The sequence below is a fragment of the Nocardia sp. NPDC004711 genome (assembly GCF_053601595.1).
This window is the reverse complement of the sequence record NZ_JBSGCB010000038.1, coordinates 79,371-101,922: the sequence shown is the minus strand read 5'-3', so window position 1 is coordinate 101,922 and position 22,552 is coordinate 79,371. Positions and strand designations below refer to the sequence as shown.

Below are 22,552 nucleotides of genomic sequence, written 5' to 3'. Positions count from 1 at the left end.
CACCCGATCCTTCGGACAAGCCACATCCCGGACCCACCAACCAGGCTAACCCCACACCCACATCCCGGTCTTGACATAAAGGGGAGCCATGAGCGCGCACTGCCGGCGGCCGTACGGCGCTCTGCCCGTTGATCTTCCACTGGCCGGTTCGGTCAGCGCAGGATGTGGCTACGAGCGGACATGCCAGCCTTGTCCCGGGTGCGGGTGTGGTCAGTCCAGGTTGCGATGATGGGCGTCATTACCTGGGTGCGGGTCCTGAACCGCGTGACCCGGTGGAGTGGTCGGGGGCGTAGCACCGGTGCGGGCTGCCGTGGTCCGGTCCGCGATGTCCAGCAATAGCTTCAGATATTCCTCCGGGGCATCCCGTAGCACATTGTGGCTGGTGGGCAAACTGTGGGTGCGCCAGGATGGGTCGTTTCGCAACCGCTGATAGACATCGGTGAACGGCGTGCCCTCCCACCCGGACAGATAGATGTACTCGCGCAGGATGCTCTCGGGCGCCCGGCCGCTGAGCCGGATCCGCTGCAGGAACGATGCCATGGGATGGCTGGTGGCACGCGGATCGAGGCCTTCGGGGGGCCTCGCCGCGAATCCGTTGTCACCCGTCCCCTCGATGAACATCCGTCGAAACTCTGCGGAGGTGAGCTCGAAGCAGGATTGGCCGTCGGCAGGCACATAGGCGTCGGAATACACCAGGGTGGCAACTCGCTCCGGGACGCGGTCGGCGACGCCCGTGATGACCATGCCGGCATAGCTGTGACCGACCAGCACGGCATCGGTAATACGCTCGGATTCGAGCATTGCCGTGACGTCGTTGATGTGTGTGTCCAAATTCGTTGTGGCAGTCAGCAGGTGGTTGCGATCGCCCACGCCGGTGAGAGTCACGGGATAGGCGTCGTGTCCATGCTGGCGCAGCGAGTTCGCCAGTGGTGTATACGACCAACCGCCATGCCATCCACCGGGAACCAGAACGAAGATCATGCGCCGACCAACACGCAGCCCGACTCGAATGTTCCGACCCAGGCAGGTTCGAACAGAGCGATATGGATCAGTCGTCGGAGCCGACGACGAGAGCCGGGACCTGGTCGGAGCGGTCGATGGCGATGAATTCGTGGAAGCCGTGGATGGCGGAGATGCCGTCGAGGCGGTAGGGGTCCGCGGAGGTTTAGGGAAGTGCCACTGCGAAGTTGGGGTAGTTGCGGGCTGCGGAGCGGGCGGGGGCGAGGAGGTGGGTGGGGGCGTCCAGGGTCCAGATCACGAGACGGGCGGCCGACGCATAGTTGTCGAACTGTTTCCAGATGTCGTCTTCTGTTGTGGCGGTGAGAGGTTCGCGGATGACCGGCGAGGTGTCGACGGGGTGGGTGGTGAGGCGGCCGGAGAGGCGCAGTTCGAGGAAACCACGCGGGCCCGTCTCGGACTTGCGGGCGGGATGGGGGCTTCCCGCGTAGGAGGCCGGGCCGAAGTGGGTGCGCTGGTGGACGTGACCCAGGGCCCAGTAGTCGTAGCCATGCGCGGCCAGGGTGGCGAGAGTGGTTGGGGCGCAGGCGCGGCGGCTGTGCTGGCCGGTGAGGCTGGTGTGGAGCAGGGCGATGTTGGTCGCGGCGGTGAGGGGCGTGGGGTAGCCGGCGGCAAGGTCGCGGAGGTCGTCGCGGGCGGCGATGGATTGGGCGTGCAGGGCGATGCCGAGGTCGGGCCAGCGGTGGGTGGCAGGGTTGTCGGCGGGGGCGAGCCAGGCCGTGGGTGGGAGCCGGAGGTGTTGCGGGAGCGGAGATTCGGCGTCGTGGTTGCCCCAGATGAGGGCCACGGGGATGCCCGCATCGTGCAGGTCGGCCAGCGCCTGCTCGGCGGTGGCGAGGGCGCGCGGGGTGGCTTCGTGCCGGTCGAAGAGGTCGCCGGCGAGGAGGACGCCGTCGTAGCGCTCGTCGAGAATCCGTTGCAGGAGAACGGCGAACGCGGCGTAGGCGTCCTCGACCGGATCGATGGCAGGGCATCCGGGATAGTCCGGGACCGCCCGCAGGCGGGCGCCCAGGTGGATGTCGGCGACGTGTGCCAGCCGGATCATCGGGTGGACCGCTCGGTGAGGCGGCGCCGCCACCACTCCAGGACCACCAGGACAACGGTCGAGCTGAGCACGCCGATCACCGTCATGGCCATGGCCTCGGCACGGTGGCCCTGATCGAATTGGCCGAGAATCCACGGCGACAGCAGCGGCAGCGAGGACGGCCGCACCATCGAGGACGCGACAACCTCGCGCACACCGAGCAGGAACGCCAGCAGCCAGCCCGCGACGATGCCGGGGACGAGCAGCGGAATCGTGATGCGGCGCAGGATCTGCCAGGTGTTCGCGCCCGCGGCGGCCGCGGCCTCCAGCAGGGTGTCGTCGATGGCGGCATAGGCGGTCTTCACCTGCTGCAACGCCATGGGCAGGGTGATGACCACATAGGCGAGCACCACCATCGCGCGCGTGTTGTACGGCGTGAAAGGCAGCCAGGGCGCGTTCCAGAAGAAGATGAAGCCGATGACCAGCACGATGGTGGGCACGGTGTCGGGCGCGATGCCGAGCAGATCGACGCCCCGCCGGGCCGCGGCTCGCGCCCGCGGATCGGCATCCCGGCCGCGCCGGACGATCACCAGGGCGCAGGCGACGGCCAGCACGGTGGTCACGGTGGCCGCGATGAAGGCCAGCACCACGCTGTTCTGCAGCGCCTCCAGCCCGCGGCCCGGACGCAGCACTCTCGCGAAGTAGTCGAAGGTGAGATTGTCCGGCGTCGGCGGCTTGGACCGCAGAATCGTCATGGCGCCCAGCAGGATCGCGATATACGGCACCACCACCGACACCAGCAGCACCAGGCCCGGCCACAGCAGCGCGGCCGCGGTCCAGCGACCGGTCCCGACGGTGGCGCGGCGCGCGGCGCGGCCGCCGAACCCGATATCGCGGCGGCTCACCCACTGCTGCAGCCCCCACACGGTCATCCCCATCGCCAGCAGCAGGCTCGACAATGCGGCGGCCCGCGGGAAATTCAGCGGGTCGATGGTGACGTTCCCGTAGATCTCCGACACCAGCACCGGGAAGCCGATCTGATTGCCGAGCGTGACCGGCGTGCCGAATTCGCCTGCGGCGCGGATGAACACGATCAGCGCGCCCAGCGCGTAGGTGGGTGTCAGCAGCGGGGCCAGCACCAGCCGCAGCAGCTGCCCGGCGGATGCCCCTGCCACCGCGGCCATTTCATCCGCGCTGGCGGGGATGGTGTCGAGCCGGTTGCGCAGCAGCAGGTACAGGAAGGTGAAGATTTCGCACGCCATGATGGCCGCCATCCCGGCCGGGGTCTCCACCACGGCGCGCAACCCCGCGCCGAACGGCCCGAACCACCGCTCGGCGAGACCGTTGACGCGGGTGAAGTCCAGCCACGCCATGGCCGCCACATACGGCGGGGTGAGGAACGGGACCATGACGGCGATGTCGATCCACCGGTGCCGCCGCAGCGGCGTCCACGACATGAGGAAGGCGAGCGGCGCGGCCATCACGGTGGCGATGACCACGACCAGCACACCCAGCAGCACCGTATTGCCGGCGATCCGCAGATTCGCCGATTCGGTGAGCTGCCCGAGCGCGGACGGCCGCCCGTCGTAGCCGGTCACCGCCCGGATCAGCACCGCCACCAGTGGCGCGGCCACACCGACCAGCAGCAGCGCCAGCAGGGCGTAGACCCCGCCGCCGGTGCGCGGGCGGGTGGCCGCACGACCGGATGCGGCCTCGTCGAGGCGTGCGGTCACGCCGCGCCCAGATAGCGCTTGCTGAATTCGGCGAGCACGTCGCTGCCGCTGCTCTTCACCTGGTCCCAGGTGAACGAAAGCTGCTTGACGTCCTCGTATTTGCGGGTGCCGTCGGCGACGGACACCTCGGGCCGGGCCGGAATCATCTGGTGCGCGGCCGAGATCTGCTGACCCTGCTGGGCGAACATGAAGTCCAGGAACGCCTTCGCCGCGGCCGGGTTCTTGGCGGTCTTCAGCACGAACACCGGGCGCGGGGTGATGGTGGTGCCCGAGGACGGCGAGATCACCTGCAGCGGTTCGCCCTTGGCGATGGCGTCGTAGGCGGAGTAGTCGACGCCGCCCAGGATCACGGCGTGCGATCCGGCGGTGACATCGTCGAGGGCCGGGCCGTTCGCCCCGTGCACCACCATGCCGTTGGCGAAGAGCTTGTCGAACAGCTCCCAGGTCTTGTCCTTGCCCCAGGCCGCGACCATGGCGGCGATCAGGTCACGGGCGGTGCCGGATTCGCGCGGGTCGGGCATGATCACCTTGCCCTTGTAGTCCGGCCCGGCCAGATCGGCCCAGTCCTGCGGGCGGGCGGTGGTGGCCTTGGTATTGACCACCAGCGTCAGCGCCGAACCGTCGCGGCCGACGAAGGCGTCGTCCTTGCCGGCCCAGCCGGCGCGGATCTGGTCGGATCCGGCCGGGCGGTAGGGCAGGGTGCGGCCGTCGGCCGCGTACTTCGCGGCCGGGGTCCAGGAGGCCAGGTAGGCGATGTCGGCCTGCGGATTCGCCCATTCGGCATCGAGTTTCGCGGTGATCTTGCCGGTCTCCCCGGCGAAGACGTTCACCTTCACGCCGGACGCCTTGGTGAAGGCGGCGACCAGGTCGTCGGTGAGCTCCTGCGGGTTGGCCGAGTACAGGGTGAGTTCGCCCGACAGGCCCGCCGGGGCGGTCCAGGTGCTGGTGACCGCGGTCTTCGCGGTGTCATCGGCGGCCGAACCGCAACCGGCGAGCACGAGCGCCGACGCGAGCGTGGCCGCGGCGAAAGCGCGACGGGACATCGACATTTCGGGGATTCCTTTCGAAAAAGCCTGGTGGAGAGCGGGTTCAGGCGGCGGGAGTGACGACGTCGTCCGCTCGTACCGCCAACCGCAGTTCGGTCCCGGCCGCGTGCGCGCGCCGGTCCGGAACCGTCCAGAGCCGATCGACGCCGTCGACCGCGCAGCGCAACTGGTATGCGCCGCCGGTGAAGACGGACGATCGGACCGTCCCCGACACGGTCACTTCGTCCGGCGCGGCGGGCGTGTCGCCGAGGACCCGCACGGCCTCGGCGCGCACACCGCCACCGGACGGCAGCGGATTGAAGGTGCCGACGAACTCGGCCACGAACAGATCGGCGGGCCGGTGATACAGCTCCTCCGGACTACCGTGCTGCAGCACGCGCCCGGCCCGCATCACCACGATGCGGTCGGACATGCTCAACGCCTCCGCCTGATCGTGGGTGACGAAGACCGTGGTGAGACCCAATTCCGTGGTCAGCGAGCGAATCTCGGTGCGCAGCTGCTCCCGCAGCGCCGCATCCAGCGCCGACAGCGGCTCGTCCATCAGCAGCAGGCTCGGCCGCGCCACCAGCGCCCGGGCGATGGCCACCCGCTGCTGCTGCCCGCCGGACAACTGATGCGGCATCTTCTCCGCCGCCGCGGCCAGCTCGACCCGCGCCAGCGCCTCCGCCACCCGCTGCCCCGCCTCGGCGCGCGCGACGCCGGTAACCCGCAGCGGGAACCCGACATTCGCCGCGACAGTCAGATGCGGCCACAACGCCAGATCCTGGAACACCATCCCCAGACGCCTGCGCCGCGGCGGCACGAAATCCCCCCGACCGACATCGCAGACCACCTCGTCACCGAGCCGAATCCGCCCCTGTTGCGGCCGATCCAACCCCGCCAGCAGCCGCAACAGCGTGGACTTCCCGCACCCGGACGGCCCCAGCACCGACACGAACTCCCCGGGTTCGATCACCAGATCGGCGGGCAGCAAACCGGTCCCGTCCGAATAGGTACGGCTCAGTTCCTCCAGGACGACCCGCGTCCCGAGTCCCTCCCCGGCCACAGCAAACATGGCGGCTGACAGTAGGCAGCAAATCTGACTTCTGTGGGCGCGCGGGGTGAACGCCCGATGACAACTCGTCTCAGCCCCGCCAGCGAGGCCGCGGCGGCGGAGACGCAATGGGCCCCTCGGGATCGAAATCCCGAGGGGCCCAGATCGGTCCGGAGTGCTTACAGGTCGGCGATGGCGGCCAGTGGGGGTGTGCGGGCGGCTCGCACAGCGGGCCAGAGGGCGGCGAGGACGCCGACCACGCCGGAGCCGAGGAGCATGAGCACGATTTGTGCCCAGGGCACGGCGATGGTGGCAATGCCCAGATCGGTAAGGGTTTTGAGGAAGCCTATGCCGAGAGCGAGGCCGAGGATGACGCCCACCACCGCGCCGAAGATGGCGATGAGCATGGACTCCAGGTAGATGCTGCGGCGGACCTGCGCCCGTTGCATGCCCACCGCGCGGAGCATGCCGATTTCGCGGCGGCGCTCCACCACCGACAGGGCCAGCGTATTGACGATGCCGAGGATGGCGATGACCACCGCCAGCGCCAGCAGGCCGTAGAGGATGGCCAGCAGGGTGTCGATCTGTTTGCCCTGGGCGCCCTTGAAGTCGTTGCGGTCCAGCACCTGGACGATGACGTACTGCTCGGTGGCCTTCTCCAGGTTCTTCCGCATGGCGGGGAGGTCGGCGCCGGGCTGGGCGGCGACCAGGACCAGGAAGCTGGACTGGTAGCTGACCGGAACCGTCTTCTGGTACAGGGCCATGGAGGTGACCATGTTCTGCAGCAGCTGGGTGTCCTTGTAGATGCCCGCGACGGTGACCTTGAACTTCTTGTAGTCCATGCTGGAGATCTCGACGCTCTCGCCGAGCTTCCAATCATGGTCGGAGGCATAGGTTTCCGACACCATGATGTCGTCGTCGCCGAGCCGGTCGGTGCCCTGCTCCATGGTGTAGTTGAGCACCTTGGCCATCGGCCCCTCGGGCGCGGTGCCGAGCACCTGCTTGCCGTCGACCCTCAGGGCGACACCGTGGAAGGCCACCACGTCCTTGACCCGCGGCACCTGCCCGACGGTGGCGGTGGCGGCCAGCGGGACGCCGATGATGCCGCCGGGCGGCCCGGCCAGGATGTAGTCGGCCTTCACGCCCTTGTCGACCAAGTCGCTCACGCTGGCCTTGGCCGAGGAGCCGAGCATGCCGATGGCCGACACCAGCATCAGGCCCAGGGTCAGCGCGAAAGCCGTCGCGGCGGTCCGGCGCGGATTGCGAATCGCGTTGTTGCGCGCCATCCTTCCGACCGGACCGAACGGCCGCACCAGCACACCCAGCCCGGTCACCACCGGTCGCGACAGCGCCGGGGAGGCGAACAGCACCGCGAAAATCAGTGCGGCAGCGCCGATTCCGACCACCGTGGCCGCACTGCCGCCGGTGCCGCGCGCACCCAGCACCACCAGCACCGCGCCGGCCACCGCCAGCACCGCGCCGATAATGGTGCGCAGCCGCAACGACTCTCCGGCCGAGTTGGACTCCGAGCGCATCGCCTCCACCGGCGGCACCTTGGCCGCCCGCCGCGCCGGCGCGTACGCACTGAGCACCGTCACCACGGTGCCGACGCCGAGGGCCACCAGCACGGTGCGCGGCTGCAGCGACATGGTGCCGGTGGGCAGCCCCAGCTTGAACGCATTCAGCAGCCCGGACAGGCCGAACGCCAGGCCCACGCCCGCCGCCAGACCCAGTGCGCTGCCGATCAATCCGACGATCAGCGACTCCCCCACCACCGACCGCGAGATCTGCCCGCGGCTGGCGCCGACCGCGCGCAGCAGCGCCAGCTCGCGCAGTCGCTGCGCCACCAGCATGGAGAAGGTGTTGTAGATGATGAACGTGCCCACCAGCAATGCGATGGACCCGAACGCCAGCAGGAAGTAGTTGATGAACTTCAGCGCATTGCCGAGCTGCGCCTTGAAGTCGTCACGCACCTGCTGGGCGTCCTGCACCTTGTAGTCGGGCAGCGCCGCCTTGAGCCGATCGCGCAGATCATCGGCCTTCACCCCGGGCTGGGCCGCGATGTCCACGTACGCCACGTGCAGGCCGTCGGTGAACAGCTGGCGGGCCTGCGCATCCTCGAACTGCAGCGCGATGAACCCGCCGGTATTGGAGGCGTCGATGTCGTAGATGCCGGAGATGGTGACGTCGATATTGCCCTTGGACGGCACCAGCACCGTGGTGTGGTCGCCGACCTTCAGCCCGGCCCGCTCCGCACCGCCCCTGTTGATGGCGACCTGACCCGGCTGGGCGGGCGGCACGCCGTCGATGAACTTGTCCGGCTCGGCCACCGACTTGCCCGGCGGCAGATACGACTGCCCGAAACTCGGTGCGCCACCGGTCTGTACGGCGTGCCCCTCCTTCAGCAGCACCACCGGGCCGTTGACGCTGGGCGCGACGGTCTTGACGCCGTCCAGGTGGGAGAGCTTGTCCACCACGTCGTTCGGCACACCGAGCGACTGCTGCTCCTTGGGCTGTACCCGCACGTCCACGCCCTTCGCCTGGGCGGCGAAGATGCTGTCGAAGGTGCTCGACAAGGTGTCGGTGAAGATGAAAGACCCTGAGATGAAGGCGGTTCCGAGCACCACCGACAGCACGGTCAGTACCAGGCGCACCTTGTGCGCGGCGAGATTGCGCAAGGCGACCTTGCGCATCGGGGAGGCAGCCATCAGAGCGTCTCCAGCGACTTCATCTTGTCGAGCACGGAATCGGCCGTGGGCTCCCGCAATTCGTCCACGATCTGGCCGTCGGCGAGGAAGACGACCCGGTCGGCGTAGGAGGCCGCGCGCGGATCGTGGGTCACGATCACCACCGTCTGCCCGAATTCGTTGACCGCCGCCCGCAGGATATTGAGCACCTCACCGGAGGAGTGCGAGTCCAGATTGCCGGTCGGCTCGTCACCGAAGATGATGTCCGGCTTGCCCGCCAGCGCGCGAGCACAGGCCACGCGCTGCTGCTGGCCACCCGACAGCTCGGCGGGCCGGTGGGTGAGCCGGTCGCCCAGGCCCAGCCGCTTGACCACCGTCGACAACCACTCCTCGTCGGTCTTGCGGTTCGCGATATCCAGCGGCAGCGTGATGTTCTCCAGCGCGGTCAGCGTGGGGACCAGGTTGAACGCCTGGAAGACGAAGCCGATGCGGTCGCGGCGCAGCGTGGTCATCTGCTTGTCCGACAGCTTGGTCAGATCGGTGTCACCGATGTGGACCGTGCCCGCGGTGGCGGCGTCGAGACCGGCCAGGCAGTGCATCAGGGTCGACTTGCCCGAGCCCGAGGGCCCCATGATGGCGGTGAATTCGCCCTTCGCGAACTCGGCCGTCACCCCGTCCAGCGCACGAACCTGTGTGTCGCCCGATCCATAGATCTTCACAAGATCGGTCGCTCGGGCGGCGACCGCGGCCGTGCTCTGCTCGAGCGTGGCGGATTCCGAGACGTTCGAAGTCATGATGTCCAGTGTGTCTAGGTTCTGGGATGGACGCCATCCGGGATGTCCCCGATGCCGATGTCCTCACAGACTCCACACAAACACCCGCGTCGAACAGCCCTCAATTGATGGGGGCGGACCGCCACCAATCCAGCAGCTGGTCGTCGGTGGCGAGGAAACCGGTGCTGTACATCAGGAAAGCGTGCTTGCCGTCCTGGGAGTGGAACTCCGTCACCAGGCGCGGACGCAGCAGGGCGCTGTCGCTGAGCTGGTAGTTCGTGTACAGGTTGCCGTGCACCTTGACGTCGGACCGGGAGAACCCCGACAGCGTGTTCAGGGCGTCCTCGGCATCGGCGGCCGACCGGTACATGACGAAGCGGTAGCTCGGGTGGCCGACACCGCCCGCACAGTTCCAGGCCACCGCCCAGTTGCCCAGGTCGGGATCGCCGGATCCGGTGTCGGGCGGGGGCGCGGAATGCTGGTAGGTCGAGCAGACCGCGCCCTGGTAGCCGGTGCCGGAGTTCGAGTCGGCGTTCGGGTCGGACTGCGGCAGCATCTGCGGGAAGCGCTGGCTGAGCACCTGCGCGTCGGTGCCCGAATGCTCCGGGATGCCGGCGGCGGGATCGGTGGTCTCGGTCGGGGCCGGCTCGTCGTCGGTGGTCGGCGTGGGCGCCTCGGAGATGGTCGCGGGGGTGTGCGAGGTCCCACTCCGATCCAGCGCGGCCAGACACCCGCCGACCGCCACCAGCGGCAGCACCACGACGGCCGCCGCGCCCAGCAGGCAGCCCCGCAGCTTCGAACGCTTCTTCCGCGGCGGCGCCGGACGCGGCGCGGGCGGGGCGGGCGCCGGCGCCGGGGCGGTGTAGCGCATGGTCGCGGGTGGCTGCTGTCCGGGAACGGGATTCGGATCGACACCGTACGGGGTCGTCGGCGCGGGACCGAATTGCCCTGGCGCAGTCGATGATCCGCCGGACTGCGCAACGAATGGCGAGTGCGCCACCACGGTGGCCCCGGCCGGATTCTCCAGCGCCTGCTGGGCCGCCGCGGCGAACTCGCCGCACGAATCGAACCGTCCCTCAGGGTGTTTGGCGAGCGCGCGGGCCAGCACGGCGTCCAGCGCCTGCGGCAGTCCGGCCCGCAGCGCGCTGACCGGCGGCGGCGCCTGATTGAGGTGACCGTGGATGATGCCCACCGGATGCTCGGCGGCGAACGGCACATCCCCGGTCAGCAAGCGGAACAGCGTGCAGGCCAGCGAATACTGATCCGAGCGCGGATCCAGCGGCTGACCCGAGAGCTGCTCCGGGGAGGCGTAGGTCAGCGTCGCGGTGAACGAGCCGGTCTGGGTCAGTTTGGTGGCGTCGTCGCGCAGGCGGGCAATGCCGAAGTCCGCCAGGAACACTCGCTCCTCGCCGTCCAGCCGTTCGAGCAGGATGTTGGCGGGCTTCACATCCCGGTGCAGCACGCCACGGCGATGCGCGAAATCCAGGGCTCGCGCCGTCTCGGCAATGATCCGGATCGCCTGGCGCGGCGGCAGATTCGCGGCCTCCAGCTGGGACGCGTCGGGGCCATCGATGTAGCGCATGGCGATCCACGGCTGCGCGTCGTCGATGCCGCGGTCGTAGACCGGCACGATATTGGGATGATCCAGCCGCGCGACGAGATCGCCCTCCCGCTCGAACCGCCGCCGGATCTCGATATCGCCGAACACGTCCCGGCTCAGCAGCTTCAGCGCGATCAACCGCGGCAGACGGGGGTGCCGGGCCAGATACACCGACCCCATGCCGCCGCGGCCGAGTTCGCGTTCGATCTCGTAACCCGCGAACACTTCCCCAGCGCGCAGCACAACTTCCCTTTCTGTATCTAATTGCCTCCGCTTCGCTCCGGCGGGTTCGCGGCCCTGAGGGTCTCGTCCTCCCCTCCTCCGCTCCTCCGCTTCGCTCCCCCGCTCCGTCAGTCCAGAACGAGCGCTCCATCGACCTGTGCTGGGGCCGCGAACCAGATACTGCGCCGACCCTAGCCTGATCAGCCTCGGGATTCGAATATGCGAGGTCAGCGAGCGGTCAGTTGATGGGTGCGTTCTTCCACCACTTCAGGACCGGATCCAGGCTGCCGGTGAGGCCGTCGGTGTACATGAGGTACTGGGCGCGGTTGTTGTCGCCGGTGAAGGCGGTCACCAGGCGTGGGTGGCTGTCGTCGGTGAGCTGGTAGTTGGTGTAGGTCTTGCCGCCGTTCGCGTCCTGCGACTTGGTGTCCGGGGTCAGACCGCTCAGGACGGTCTGCACGGTGGCAGCCGAGTCGTAGGCGAAGATGCGGTAGAAGGGGTCACTGTTGTTGCTGCCGCCGTAGCAGCGCCACTGCACCTTCCAGTCGCCGAAGTCCGGGGTGCCGTCGGTGGCGTCGGAGGAGACCGGCGAGTCGGCCACCCAGCAGGTCGCGCCGTTGTAGCCCTTCCCGCCGGTCTTGACCGCGGGCAGCAGCTTCGGGAACTGCTTGGCCGCGACCGACCAGTCGATCTGCTGGGCGCCCCCGGGCGCGGCGCCCGCCGAGGTGTTCACGACACTGCCCGGCGCGCCACCGGCCTTGGTGCCGCCGGCCTTGCTGCCCGCCGCCGCGATCACCGCGACCACCACGATGAGCAGCACCACCACCGCCAGCACGATGCCGATGATGAGCCCGGTGTTCGACTTCGCCGGCGCTGCCGGCCGATGCGCCCCCACCGGCGCGACCGGCGGGCGCTGCGGCTGCCCCGGGCTCGGATAGGTGTAGGACGGCGGCTGGGTGTACTGATTGGTCCCGCGCCCGGTGTAGTTACCGGTCACCGGCTTGGGCGGGGCCGGATTGACCTGCGTCGGAGCCGGATACGGCACCGCCGGGGACGGCGGCGCGGTCTGCGGACGCGGGCCCGCGGTCGGCATGGGCGCACCGGTCATCGGCACACCGGTCGAGTACGCGCCCCCGGTCATCGGCACACCGGTCGAGTACGCGCCCCCGGTCACCGGATTGCCGGTCGGCATGGCGCCACCCGTATACATGGGCATACCGGTCGGCATGGCGCCCCCGGTCGGGGACGGCGCCACCGGGTTCGGCCCGCCGGTGTACGGCATCACCGGCATCGGCGGCGACGTGCGCTGCACCAGCGGAATGGCCGGCGCGCTCGGATTGGCCAGGGCGCGGCGGGCGGCGGCCGCGAAGTCACTGCAGCTGGGGAAACGATCCTCGGGACGCTTGGCCATGGCCTTGGCGATCACCATGTCCAGGCTCGGCGGCAGCCCGGCGCGCGCACTGCCCAGCGGCGGCGGCGGATTCTGCAGATGCCCCTGGATGACGGCCGCCGGATTGGTCGCCGAGAACGGACCGGACCCGGTGAACAGCCAGAACAGCGTGCAGGCCAGCGAGTACTGGTCGGAGCGGCCGTCCAGCGCGGAGCCGGTCAGCTGCTCGGGCGAGGCGTAGGCCAGGGTCGCGGTGAACGTCCCGGTCTGGGTCAGGTGACCGCTGTCGTCGCGCAGCCGCGCGATGCCGAAGTCGGTCAGGTACACCCGCTCGCCCTTACCGCCGGTGGAGCGGGCCAGCAGGATATTGGCGGGCTTCACATCCCGGTGCAGCACCTCGTTGCGGTGCGCGTAATCCAGGGCGTCGGCCATCTCGGCGACGATCTGCACGGCCCGCTCGGGCGGCAGCGTCTGCGGATTCACGCTGGCGGCGTCGATGCCGTCGATGTACTGCATGGAGATCCACAGCTGGCCGTCCTCGAGCCCGCGGTCGTAGACGGTGACAATATTGTGGTGGTCCAGTTGCGCGACCAGGTCGGCCTCGCGCTCGAAGCGGGCGCGAACCTCCTTGTCGAAGACCATCTCCCGATTCAGCAGCTTGAGCGCCGTCATTCGCGGCAGCCGCGGATGCTTGGCCAGGTACACCGAACCCATGCCACCCCGGCCGAGCTGCCGTTCGATGACATACCCAGCAAAAACGTCACCGTTGGACAGCATGACGATCTCCCACTTCCCATTCCACGTGCCGGGACCCACCAGCGCGCGAGGTACCACAGACGATCGGCGTGATCGTTCGGGCCGATCCGAAAACACCGAAACTGTAGCCGATTCGCGGCCTACCGAACTATCTACGCGCAGTCCGCTAACGCAACACTCAACGTTTGCTTATCGCCGCTGGTGACCCCGTCTGCGCTGTCGGGGGTCGGGGATACGCTGGCCGCATGCGCATTGGAGCTCACGTCCGAATGGACAGCGACCCGATCGGCTTCGGCGAGAAGCTCGGGGCCGACGTCATCCAGATGTTCGTGGTGGATCCGCAGAGCTGGGACAAGCCCCAACCCCACCCGCGGGCCGAAGAGATCAAGGCCAGCGATATCGACCTGGTGGTGCACTCCTCCTATCAAATCAATGTGGCCAGCCTGAACAACCGGCTGCGCATGCCCTCGCGCAACGCGGTGGCGCAGCAGGCCAAGGCCGCCGCCGAGCTGGGCGCCTTCGGGCTGGTCGTGCACGGCGGCCACGTGCGCTCCGACGAGGAGATGGCCGAAGGATTCGTCAACTGGCGCAAGCTGTTCGAGCGGCAGCAGGACAAGGGCGGATTCGCGGTGCCCATCCTCATCGAGAACACGGCCGGCGGAAACCACGCCATGGCACGGTATTTCGACGATATCGGGCGGCTGTGGGACGCGGTCGGCGACTTCGGGGCCGGGTTCTGCCTCGACACCTGCCACGCCTGGGCGGGCGGTGAGGAACTGGTCGGGATCGTGGAGCGGATCAAGGGGATCACCGGGCGCATCGACCTGGTGCACCTGAACTCCTCGCGGGACGCCTTCGATTCGGGCGCGGACCGGCACGCCAATTTCGCCGACGGGACCATCGACCCGCAGTTGCTGGCCGAGGTGTGCCGCACGGCCGGAGCGCCGGTGATCCTGGAGACCCCCGCCGACGGTGTCGCCGACGACCTCGCCTATCTGCGCGAACACCTCGGGTAGTGCTGCGCGAACAGCACGGGTAGCGCCGGGCGTTCGCTCACGAGCCTTTCGATCCGGCTGATCCTGAACCTGTTTCACCGGACGCCCCGATGGTGTGCTGATCACGGCTCGAATCCGGGCCGCACTCCATCGGGCGAAAGGCATTGCATGTCCGTCGATTACGCAACATCCAACCTCACTGTCGTGCAGCTGGGCAGCAAGATCGGCGCGCGCATCGACGGCGTGCGCCTGGGCGGCGATCTGGATTCGGTCACCGTGCAGGCCATCCAGGACGCGCTGCACAAGCACAAGGTCATCTTCTTCCGCGGGCAGGAGCACCTGACCGAGGACGGGCAGTACGAGTTCGCGCAGCTGCTGGGCGCGCCGACCACCCCGCACCCGACCGTCACCTCCAAGGGCGTCAAGACGCTGCCCATCGACTCCGAGTACGGCCGCGCCAACAGCTGGCACACCGACGTCACCTTCGTGGACCGGATTCCGAAGGCGTCCATCCTGCGCGCGGTACACCTGCCGCCCTACGGCGGCTCCACCACCTGGGCTTCGACCGTGGCGGCCTACGACTCGCTGCCTGCGCCGCTGCGGGCCCTCGTCGAGAACCTGCGCGCCCGCCACACCAATGCCTACGACTACGCCGCCGACCGCACCGAGGTAGCGCGCGGCGAGAACGCGCAGGTGACGGCCAATATCAAGGCCTACCGCGAGGAATTCGAGTCCACCTACTACGAGACCGAGCACCCGGTGGTGCGCGTGCACCCCGTCACCGGCGAACGCGCGCTGCTGCTCGGGCATTTCGTGAAGAACTTCGTCGGCTTCTCCGCCGCCGAATCGCAGGCCCTGTTCCAGCTGCTGCAGAACCGTGTCACCCGGTTGGAGAACACCACCCGCTGGAACTGGCAGCTCGGCGATGTGGCGATCTGGGACAACCGCGCCACCCAGCACTACGCCATCGACGACTACGACGGCCAGCCCCGCCGCCTCACCCGCATCACGCTCGCCGGCGACGTCCCGGTCGGCGTGCACGGGGAAACCAGCACCATCATCACCGGCAACGCCGAGCACTACTCGATCATCGAGGAGGTCGCACCCCGCGCCGCCTGAAGCGGTATCTGATTTGCCCTCCGCTTCGCTCCGGGCGGGTTCGCGGCCCTGAAGGTCTCGTTCTTCCCTCCCTCCGCCTCCTCCGCTTCGCTCCCCCGGCTCCGCTCAGTCCAGAACGAGACGGGCCGCGAACCGACAGGGTTGGTCCGAACTTTCGTGGAGTCGTTGCAGGTTCCGCGATCGGCACGCCGGTGCAACTGTCCTCTCGACCGTCGCACCGGCTTCGCCGTTTTCGGGGTACGCCCATCGTGCAGACTGTGAGCATGGAGATTCGGCCGCTCGACGGCGTTCGGGTTCTGGAACTGGGCAACTACGTGGCCGCGCCGACGGCAGGGCGGATCCTCGGGGACTTCGGGGCCGAGGTGATCAAGGTAGAGCGGCCGAAAACCGGTGATGAGCTGCGGAATTGGCGGCTCTACGGCGGTGACACCTCGATGCTGTACCGGACGGTCAACCGGAACAAGAAGTCCATCACGCTGGATCTGCGCACCGAGGCCGGGCGCAGGATCGTGCTGGATCTGATCGAACAGTGCGATGTGCTGCTGGAAAACTTCCGGCCCGGGATGCTCGAGAAGTGGGGGCTCGGGCCCGAGGTGCTCAACGAGGCCAATCCGAATCTGGTCATCACCCGTATCTCCGCGTACGGCCAGACCGGTCCGCTCGCGCAGCGGCCGGGCTTCGCGGCGGTGGCCGAGGCGGTCGGCGGGCTGCGCGAACTCGTGGGCGATCCGGACCGGCCACCGGTGCGGGTCGGCGTGTCCATCGGCGATTCCATTGCCGGGATCTACGCCGCGTTCGGCACCGTGATGGCACTGTTCCAGCGCGAGCGGGTGCAGCGGGTTCCCTTGGAGCAGCGCGTCATCGACGTGGCGCTCAACGAATCCATCCTGTCGGTCATGGAATCCCTGGTGCCCGACTATCTGGCCTACGGCATCAACCGCGAACGCGTCGGCGGGCGCATGGAGGGCATCGCGCCCAGCAATGCCTATCCGTGCAGCGACGGCACCAGCATCATCATCGGCGGCAATGGCGACGCCATCTTCCAGCGGTACATGCAGGTCATCGACCGTCCGGACCTCGCCGCCGATCCGGAGCTGCAGGACAACGCCGGACGCTGGCGCCACCGCGAGCGGCTCGACGCCTCGATCGCCGAGTGGACACGGGTGCGCACCCGCGAGGAGGCGCTGCGGGTGCTGGAGGCGGCCGCGATTCCGTGCGGGCCCATCTACACCGCCGCCGACATCGTCTCCGACGAGCAGTACCGGGCGCGCAATATGATCCAGCCCTTCCGGGTCGACGTGGGCGAGCCCGAGCCCAAGGAGGTCGGCTTCCCGGGCATCGTTCCGGTGATCGGCGGCCGATCGCTGCCCATCCGCAATGTCGGCCCGGACCTCGGCGAGCACACCCGCGAGGTGCTCACCGGCCTGCTCGGCCTGACCGACGCCGATATCGATGCCCTGGAGGCGAACTCATGACCCTGCGCGATGTCACGCTGCGCGACGGCCTGCAGCTCACCGGGAAAGTGCTGCCCACCGAGCGCAAGGTCCAGATCGCGCGACAACTGCTGGCGCTGGGCGTGCCCGAGCTGGAGATCGGATCCATGGCGCGCCCGGATCTGGTGCCGCCCATGGCCAATACGCTCGATCTGGTCGCCCAGCTCACGCCCGCGGAACTGGAACGCTGCTGGGTCTGGGTGGCCACACCCCGGCACGTGGCGCTGGCCGCGGAGGCCGGCGTGCGCAATTTCCAGTACTGCTTCTCGGTGTCGGATGCGCACAACAAGGCCAATATCGGCCGCACCACCGAGGACAGCCTGGCCGCGATGCCGGAGGCGGTGCGGCTCGCGGCGGAGGCGGGCGGGCGCATTCAGCTCTGTCTGGCAACGGCTTTCACCTGCCCGTTCGACGGGCCCGTGGATCCCGCGCGGGTCCTGGCCATCGCCACCGATCCGCGCACCGAGGGGTCGGCGGACATCGTGGTGGCCGATACCCTCGGCCAGGCGCATCCGGGTCAGGTCGGCGCGCTCATCGGCGCGGTGGCCGCGACCGGGCGCTGGGGAACGCCGCAGCACCGCATCGTTTTTCACGGTCACAACACCTGGGGCATGGGCGTCGCGAATTCCCTGGCTGCCCTGGCCGCCGGCGCGGCCGTGGTGGACGGTTCGCTGGGTGGGCTGGGCGGCTGCCCGTTCGCGCCGGGCGCCTCCGGCAACACCTCGAGCGAGGATCTGCTGTTCGCTACCCGTCCGGAATGGTTTACCCCGTCCGTATTGTCGGATCTGGCAAGGATTTCCGAAGAGTTGCTGACGGAACTCGGTGAGCCCAACCGATCCCGGACGATTGAGGGCGCACGATCCAAAGCCGAAGCATTCGAGTGGGTAATTGCCGCAAATGCCTAATTCGCGGAAAATTAGCCAGCCTGCGCGTCGGCCCGAAGTTTGAGCAACACCAAACCCGCGGTGCAGGCGAGAATCAGTCCGGCGACGGTGATTTCGACGCGTAGGCCGGCAATGCCGAGTACCGCGCCGGCGAGCCCACCCAGGAAGATCAGCCAGGCGACGACGCGGGCCAGGATTGCCGACATCCGCAGCCCGGGGGCCGCAGGTTCTCCTGCACGCGCCGATGCGCGCAGCGGAGATGCCGAAAATGCACCCATCATCCACTCCTCGATGACGCCCGCCGGGTCTCGCGATTCTTCGGCGCGCCCCTCGGCAAATTTCGAGCGTCTCACGTGTAACTTTGGACACACATTACGGCTCTGCAACGGAAAGTCCATACGACACGTGCCCAAAACGCGGCGAGTTTACTAATTCGATATCTGAATCATGGCTGTTTGAGATATTTCCGAGGCCTACGGAATCGCCTGCGCCGTCCGGTTATCGAACCGACCACCCGCCTGGCCCCACCCTGCGGCCTCCGTTAGGGTGAGCCCACTCGACACGAATCAGGAGTGCCACGAATGGACGGCAGCAACGCCGGCGCGGACGAGCGCGGCCTCACCCCGCTGCGTCACCTGCCCAAGCCCGTGGCGGGTGCCGCCGCGGCGGTCGGCATGGTGTCGGCCGGGCTCATTCTCCTGGGCGCCTGCGGCCTCGGGCACACCGACACCTACGTCGCGCCGCCGCCGCTGAACGCCGATCTGCAAGCGGCGCCGGTGACTTCGACGAACAGCAGCGCGAGCACCACGCCCGCCGTCGTCATCCCGCCGTCCCCCACCTGGCGGGTGGCCGCCGACCAGCCCTCCCGGCGCGCGCCGATCTCCACCATCACCGGCACCCCGGACGACCCGGCCGCGGACCCGAATGCGAGCACCCGCTCCACGCCGTCGCGCACCACCACGCGCCCGGCCACCACCGAAAGCCCGCGCGCCACAACCGAACTCCCGGTCACCACCGTCCCGCCGACCGCTCTCCCGACCACGGATCACCCGGCCTCGGACAACTCCGACGGGTAGCGCGGCCGGTCCCACCGAGCGCACCAGTCGCCGTCTTCGACCGTGTGTCTCCTCGCCGGTGACCTGGTTCTCGACGGTCGCACCCAATCCCAGTGGCACCGCGACGAATTGACGGATGGTGCCGGTGCCGGAGTTGATGCCGTCCAGCCAGGGCTGTTTGGGTAGCACCACATAGTTCTGCGGATCCCGGGCCAGCCGTGCCATACCCGAACCCTACGCCCGCCCTACCTGTACCCGACACCGAAATTCCAGCTTCGCACCCCTCGAGACCACCGAACGCGGGAGCAAACAGGAATACGCCGAGATCCACTGTGCACCAATGAACTCGGCGTCCGGCAATGCGCCCCGCTCCGGGTGGAGCGGGGCGCGGCCGCTGTGGTGCGGGTCAGAACTCCACGAGGGTGTAGTCGCCGACGCGGTCGGTGAGAACGCGCAGGTGTTCCAGGTCGCCGCCCAGGGTGCGGGCGATGGCGGTGAGGCGGGCAACGTAGTGACTGACCGGGTATTCGGTCGTGATGCCGATACCGCCGTGCATCTGGATGGACTCCTGGCCGATGTGGCGGGCGGAGCGGCCGACCTGCAGCCGGGCGCGCGACGCCGCCACCCGGTCGGCGGAACCGTCGGCGACGGCCGCCGTGGCGTACAGGCTCATGCTGCGCGCGAGCTCCAGGGACACATACATATTGGCGGCACGCTGGGTCAGGGTCTGGAACTTGGACAGCGTGACGCCGAACTGCTTGCGCGTCCTCAGGTATTCGGCGGTCAACCGCAGGGCCTCCTCCATCGCGCCGAGGGATTCGGCGCACAGGCTCGCCTGCGCCGCCACCTCCACCGCGTCCACCACCGGCTGCGCGTCACCGCCGTCGCCGAGGAGCTCGGCTGCGGCGGAGGCGAATTCGAGCTGCGCACCGCGGCGCTCGTCGAACGTGCGGTAGGGGGTGCTGGTGACGCCCTCGGCGTCGGCCGCGATCAGGAACAGGCCGATTCCGCCGCCGGGAAGGGCGGCGCTGACCACCAGCTGATCGGCGCAGTCACCGTGCGGGACGGGGTTCTTGACGCCGGTGATCCGATAGCTGTCACCGTCGCGGACCGCGGTGGTGGCCAGTTCGGTTGCGGGCCACCGGGTGCCGGGCTCCTGGTGCGCGAAGGCCAGCAGGGTCTCGCCACCGGCGAGCACGGGCAGCACGCGCTGCCGCTGGTCGGCGGTGCCGGCGCGGGCCACCAGCCCACCGGGTACGAGCACGGCGTCGAGGAAGGGTTCGGGCGCATTGCGGCGGCCGATCTCCTCCATGACCACCATGGTCTCGACCGGCCCGGCGCCCACGCCGCCGTCCTCCTCGTCGAAAGCCAGTCCGAGGACGCCCAATTCGGCGAGCTGCCGCCAGACGTCGCGGTTCCAGCCGAGGTCGGTGTCGGTGACCTTCAGGCGGGTCTCCGGGTCGTAGGCGCGGCCCAGCAGATCCCGGACCGTCTCTCGCAGCATGACCTGTTCATCGGTGAGTTCGAAATCCATGGCGGCGGCTCACAATCCGAGAATGGTGGAGGCGATGATGGTGCGCTGCACCTCGCTGGAGCCTCCGTAGATGGTGGTCTTGCGGAAGTTGAGATAGCCGGGACCGCTGCGCTGCGCCCACCCGGGCGAGGCGATGTCCCCGGCGTTCACCGGCAGCGCGTCCGGCCCGGCGACGTCCAGCAGCAGCTCGGTGGCGGCCTGCTGCAGCTCCGAACCGCGCAGCTTCAGCACCGACGAGGCCGGATTCGGCTTGCCGTCATTGGAATTGGAGACCACGCGCATGAGCGTGAGCTCCAGCGCCAGCAGCTCGTTCTCGATCTCGGCCACGCGCGCGGCGAACGCCGGGTCCTCGAGCAGCGTGCCGCTGCCCGAACGGATCTGCGCCGCATACTCTTTCGCGACGCCCAGCTTCACCTTGGTGCGGCCCACACCGGTGATGCCGGTGCGCTCGTTGCCGAGCAGGAACTTGGCGTAGGTCCAGCCCATGTTCTCCTCGCCGACCAGCTGATCGGCGGGCACCCGCACGTTCTCGAAGAAGACCTCGTTGACCTCGTGGTGGCCGTCGATGAGCTTGATCGGCCGGATGGTCACGCCGGGGCTCTTGACGTCGAAGAGCAGCATAGAGATACCGGCCTGCTTCTTGACGGTCGGGTCGGTGCGCACCAGGCAGAAGATCCAATCGGCGTACTGGGCCAGGGTGGTCCAGATCTTCTGGCCGTTGACGATGTAGGAGTCGCCGTCGCGCACCGCGGTGGTGCGCACCGCCGCCAGGTCCGAGCCCGCGTCGGGCTCGGAAAAGCCCTGGCACCACCAGATGTCGAGATTGGCGGTGGCCGGCAGGAAGCGCTGCTTGAGCTCCTCGGAGCCGAACTGGGCGATGACCGGGCCGATCATCTGGGCGTTGAAGGTGAGCGGCTCCGGCACGCAGGCCAGCTGCATCTCGTCCTCCCAGATGTGCAGCTGCATGGGCGACCAGTCGCGGCCGCCCCACTGCACCGGCCACTTGGGCACGGCCAGGCCGTCCTCGTTGAGGATGCGCTGGGTGGTGACGATGTCATCGCGAGAGAGCTCGTGACCGTATTTCACGCGGTCACGGATCTCCGCCGGGATCTTGGTCCGGTAGACCTCGCGCAGGTCGTCCCGGAATTTCACCTCATCGGGCGATAGGGCCAGCTTCATTGCTTCTCCCGAGCGTCGCTGTGATGTCGCCATCAAACTTACCCCCCGGTAATGGTCTGAATGTCACCCGGATCACACCGACCGGACGGCGCGGGGTGCCCGGCTCGCAGCGACTCGGCATCCCGGCTCTCGAGCTGAGCTGGTAGGTTGCCCAGGAATCCGATACCCGAATTCCGGGACGTCGGGCTGTTGTGGCTCGGCGAGAATCGACGCAGGAGCAGCACGAGTGAACGGTTGGACTCTGTCCCGGCGCGCCCTGGCGGTCGCCGCCCTCACGGCCGCGGCCACCGTCGGCGCGACCAGCGCGGCCACCGCCGACCAGCCGAAGACGCCCGTCGAAACCGGCATCGACCAGCTCACCCAGGCCGTCGGCGACAATGCCGACGGCCGGGCCGCGGTCGCCGACATCGCCCGATCGGCCCAGCTGATCGCCGCCGCCAAGCTGGAAAACGTTCAGTTCACGCCGTTCTCGTACCTGGCGCCCACCCTCGGCTGCGGCTTCAACATGCCGTTCAGCCTGACCTCGGCGATGGCCGTCACCGGCGTCACCGGCCCCAACACCTCGGTGTCGCTGCCGCCGGGCAATGTCAGCTTCCAGGTCATGGCGCAGCAGAACGGTTTTCCGACCGCCTCCGGCCTGAGCGTGGCCTGGCTCAATGTGAACAACGGCCGCAGCGGCATCACCGCCCTCGACGACCAGACCGAGTACAACCTGCCCTCGCTGTCGAAGACCGTCGACGCCGGCGCGGGCACCGTCGTCGCCTCGCTGTGGGGCACCATCGACTACCCGGGCGCGCGCTGCGTGGTGCTGCCGACCGTCGGCCTGTTCACCGTGTCCGACACCCCGCCCGCCCAGCCTGCCGCCCCCGCCGCCCCGGACGCCTCGGCCCCGACCACCTCGGCTGCCCCGGCGGCTCCGGCACCGGCTCCCGACGCCGCCCCCGCCGCGGGCGCGCCCGCAACGAACTGACCCACGGCGACGCCGCACCCTCGAAAACGCAACGCCCGCATC

18 protein-coding genes are annotated in these 22,552 nt (G+C 68.8%); 6 read left to right on the top strand and 12 right to left on the bottom strand.

Annotated features, from left to right (window positions below; translation table 11 throughout):
• Positions 1-210: 210 nt before the first annotated feature.
• From ACWEKS_RS32865 to ACWEKS_RS32825, 9 genes are all read right to left on the bottom strand, one after another.
• On the bottom strand, positions 211-981 hold the full coding sequence (locus tag ACWEKS_RS32865) for an alpha/beta fold hydrolase (protein ID WP_452343687.1): 771 nt from the start codon (positions 979-981) through the stop codon (positions 211-213).
• Between the two features lie 184 nt (positions 982-1,165).
• A complete protein-coding gene (locus ACWEKS_RS32860) occupies positions 1,166-2,062 on the bottom strand; it encodes a metallophosphoesterase family protein (protein ID WP_452343686.1) in 897 nt (298 codons plus the stop codon).
• The gene (locus ACWEKS_RS32855; RefSeq protein WP_452343685.1) at positions 2,059-3,774 is read right to left on the bottom strand and encodes an ABC transporter permease; all 1,716 of its coding nucleotides are present in this window, start codon (positions 3,772-3,774) and stop codon (positions 2,059-2,061) included. The genes ACWEKS_RS32860 and ACWEKS_RS32855 overlap by 4 nt, the downstream gene beginning before the upstream one ends.
• Positions 3,771-4,823, bottom strand: coding sequence for an extracellular solute-binding protein (locus ACWEKS_RS32850; RefSeq protein ID WP_452343684.1), 1,053 nt, complete (start codon positions 4,821-4,823; stop codon positions 3,771-3,773). The genes ACWEKS_RS32855 and ACWEKS_RS32850 overlap by 4 nt, the downstream gene beginning before the upstream one ends.
• Before the next feature lie 40 nt (positions 4,824-4,863).
• The gene (locus ACWEKS_RS32845; protein WP_452343683.1) at positions 4,864-5,874 is read right to left on the bottom strand and encodes an ABC transporter ATP-binding protein; all 1,011 of its coding nucleotides are present in this window, start codon (positions 5,872-5,874) and stop codon (positions 4,864-4,866) included.
• A 158-nt stretch (positions 5,875-6,032) separates the two neighbouring features.
• Positions 6,033-8,561 (bottom strand): ABC transporter permease, encoded by a 2,529-nt coding sequence (locus ACWEKS_RS32840; RefSeq protein ID WP_452343682.1) that lies wholly within the window; start codon positions 8,559-8,561, stop codon positions 6,033-6,035.
• Entirely contained in the window at positions 8,561-9,334 is a 774-nt protein-coding gene (locus ACWEKS_RS32835; RefSeq protein ID WP_452343681.1) for an ABC transporter ATP-binding protein, read from the bottom strand. Before ACWEKS_RS32835 ends, ACWEKS_RS32840 begins: the two co-directional genes overlap by 1 nt.
• Before the next feature lie 100 nt (positions 9,335-9,434).
• Positions 9,435-11,156, bottom strand: coding sequence for a serine/threonine-protein kinase (locus tag ACWEKS_RS32830; RefSeq protein WP_452343680.1), 1,722 nt, complete (start codon positions 11,154-11,156; stop codon positions 9,435-9,437).
• A gap of 217 nt (positions 11,157-11,373) precedes the next feature.
• Positions 11,374-13,302: a serine/threonine protein kinase gene (locus ACWEKS_RS32825; protein ID WP_452343679.1), complete on the bottom strand. Its 1,929-nt coding sequence runs from the start codon at positions 13,300-13,302 to the stop codon at positions 11,374-11,376.
• Between the two features lie 224 nt (positions 13,303-13,526).
• Between ACWEKS_RS32825 and ACWEKS_RS32820 the strand changes: the two genes are divergently transcribed.
• From ACWEKS_RS32820 to ACWEKS_RS32805, 4 genes are all read left to right on the top strand, one after another.
• Positions 13,527-14,297 (top strand): deoxyribonuclease IV, encoded by a 771-nt coding sequence (locus tag ACWEKS_RS32820; RefSeq protein ID WP_354833838.1) that lies wholly within the window; start codon positions 13,527-13,529, stop codon positions 14,295-14,297.
• A gap of 147 nt (positions 14,298-14,444) precedes the next feature.
• Entirely contained in the window at positions 14,445-15,395 is a 951-nt protein-coding gene (locus ACWEKS_RS32815) for a TauD/TfdA dioxygenase family protein (protein ID WP_452343678.1), read from the top strand.
• 263 nt (positions 15,396-15,658) lie between these two features.
• Complete coding sequence (locus ACWEKS_RS32810; protein ID WP_452343677.1) at positions 15,659-16,870, top strand: CaiB/BaiF CoA transferase family protein; 1,212 nt, start codon at positions 15,659-15,661, stop codon at positions 16,868-16,870.
• Entirely contained in the window at positions 16,867-17,793 is a 927-nt protein-coding gene (locus ACWEKS_RS32805; RefSeq protein ID WP_452343676.1) for a hydroxymethylglutaryl-CoA lyase, read from the top strand. The genes ACWEKS_RS32810 and ACWEKS_RS32805 overlap by 4 nt, the downstream gene beginning before the upstream one ends.
• Positions 17,794-17,804: 11 nt before the next feature.
• Here the strand turns inward: ACWEKS_RS32805 and ACWEKS_RS32800 are convergent, their stop codons facing one another.
• Positions 17,805-18,170: a hypothetical protein gene (locus ACWEKS_RS32800; protein ID WP_452343675.1), complete on the bottom strand. Its 366-nt coding sequence runs from the start codon at positions 18,168-18,170 to the stop codon at positions 17,805-17,807.
• Between the two features lie 183 nt (positions 18,171-18,353).
• Here ACWEKS_RS32800 and ACWEKS_RS32795 point away from each other — a divergent pair, with 183 nt between their 5' ends.
• Positions 18,354-18,848, top strand: a complete 495-nt coding sequence (locus tag ACWEKS_RS32795; RefSeq protein WP_452343692.1) for a hypothetical protein — start codon at positions 18,354-18,356, stop codon at positions 18,846-18,848.
• A 385-nt stretch (positions 18,849-19,233) separates the two neighbouring features.
• On the opposite strand, the gene ACWEKS_RS32790 is transcribed toward ACWEKS_RS32795, so the two are convergent.
• Both ACWEKS_RS32790 and ACWEKS_RS32785 read right to left on the bottom strand, forming a co-directional pair.
• Positions 19,234-20,361: an acyl-CoA dehydrogenase family protein gene (locus ACWEKS_RS32790; RefSeq protein ID WP_452343674.1), complete on the bottom strand. Its 1,128-nt coding sequence runs from the start codon at positions 20,359-20,361 to the stop codon at positions 19,234-19,236.
• Positions 20,362-20,370: 9 nt separating this feature from the next.
• Positions 20,371-21,540 carry an acyl-CoA dehydrogenase family protein gene (locus ACWEKS_RS32785; protein WP_452343673.1) on the bottom strand — a complete coding sequence of 390 codons (1,170 nt, stop codon included), beginning with the start codon at positions 21,538-21,540 and terminating at the stop codon, positions 20,371-20,373.
• Between the two features lie 226 nt (positions 21,541-21,766).
• Here ACWEKS_RS32785 and ACWEKS_RS32780 point away from each other — a divergent pair, with 226 nt between their 5' ends.
• Entirely contained in the window at positions 21,767-22,510 is a 744-nt protein-coding gene (locus ACWEKS_RS32780; protein WP_452343672.1) for a hypothetical protein, read from the top strand.
• Positions 22,511-22,552: the final 42 nt, after the last annotated feature.

Coding starts and splice junctions, on each gene's coding strand:
- ACWEKS_RS32810 (WP_452343677.1), top strand. CDS start 15,659: ATGGAGATTCGGCCGCTCGACGGCGTTCGGGTTCTGGAACTGGGCAAC.
- ACWEKS_RS32865 (WP_452343687.1), bottom strand. CDS start 981: ATGATCTTCGTTCTGGTTCCCGGTGGATGGCATGGCGGTTGGTCGTAT.
- ACWEKS_RS32845 (WP_452343683.1), bottom strand. CDS start 5,874: ATGTTTGCTGTGGCCGGGGAGGGACTCGGGACGCGGGTCGTCCTGGAG.
- ACWEKS_RS32835 (WP_452343681.1), bottom strand. CDS start 9,334: ATGACTTCGAACGTCTCGGAATCCGCCACGCTCGAGCAGAGCACGGCC.
- ACWEKS_RS32820 (WP_354833838.1), top strand. CDS start 13,527: ATGCGCATTGGAGCTCACGTCCGAATGGACAGCGACCCGATCGGCTTC.
- ACWEKS_RS32840 (WP_452343682.1), bottom strand. CDS start 8,561: ATGGCTGCCTCCCCGATGCGCAAGGTCGCCTTGCGCAATCTCGCCGCG.
- ACWEKS_RS32785 (WP_452343673.1), bottom strand. CDS start 21,540: ATGAAGCTGGCCCTATCGCCCGATGAGGTGAAATTCCGGGACGACCTG.
- ACWEKS_RS32800 (WP_452343675.1), bottom strand. CDS start 18,170: ATGGACTTTCCGTTGCAGAGCCGTAATGTGTGTCCAAAGTTACACGTG.
- ACWEKS_RS32795 (WP_452343692.1), top strand. CDS start 18,354: ATGGACGGCAGCAACGCCGGCGCGGACGAGCGCGGCCTCACCCCGCTG.
- ACWEKS_RS32790 (WP_452343674.1), bottom strand. CDS start 20,361: ATGGATTTCGAACTCACCGATGAACAGGTCATGCTGCGAGAGACGGTC.
- ACWEKS_RS32825 (WP_452343679.1), bottom strand. CDS start 13,302: ATGCTGTCCAACGGTGACGTTTTTGCTGGGTATGTCATCGAACGGCAG.
- ACWEKS_RS32805 (WP_452343676.1), top strand. CDS start 16,867: ATGACCCTGCGCGATGTCACGCTGCGCGACGGCCTGCAGCTCACCGGG.
- ACWEKS_RS32860 (WP_452343686.1), bottom strand. CDS start 2,062: ATGATCCGGCTGGCACACGTCGCCGACATCCACCTGGGCGCCCGCCTG.
- ACWEKS_RS32815 (WP_452343678.1), top strand. CDS start 14,445: ATGTCCGTCGATTACGCAACATCCAACCTCACTGTCGTGCAGCTGGGC.
- ACWEKS_RS32850 (WP_452343684.1), bottom strand. CDS start 4,823: ATGTCGATGTCCCGTCGCGCTTTCGCCGCGGCCACGCTCGCGTCGGCG.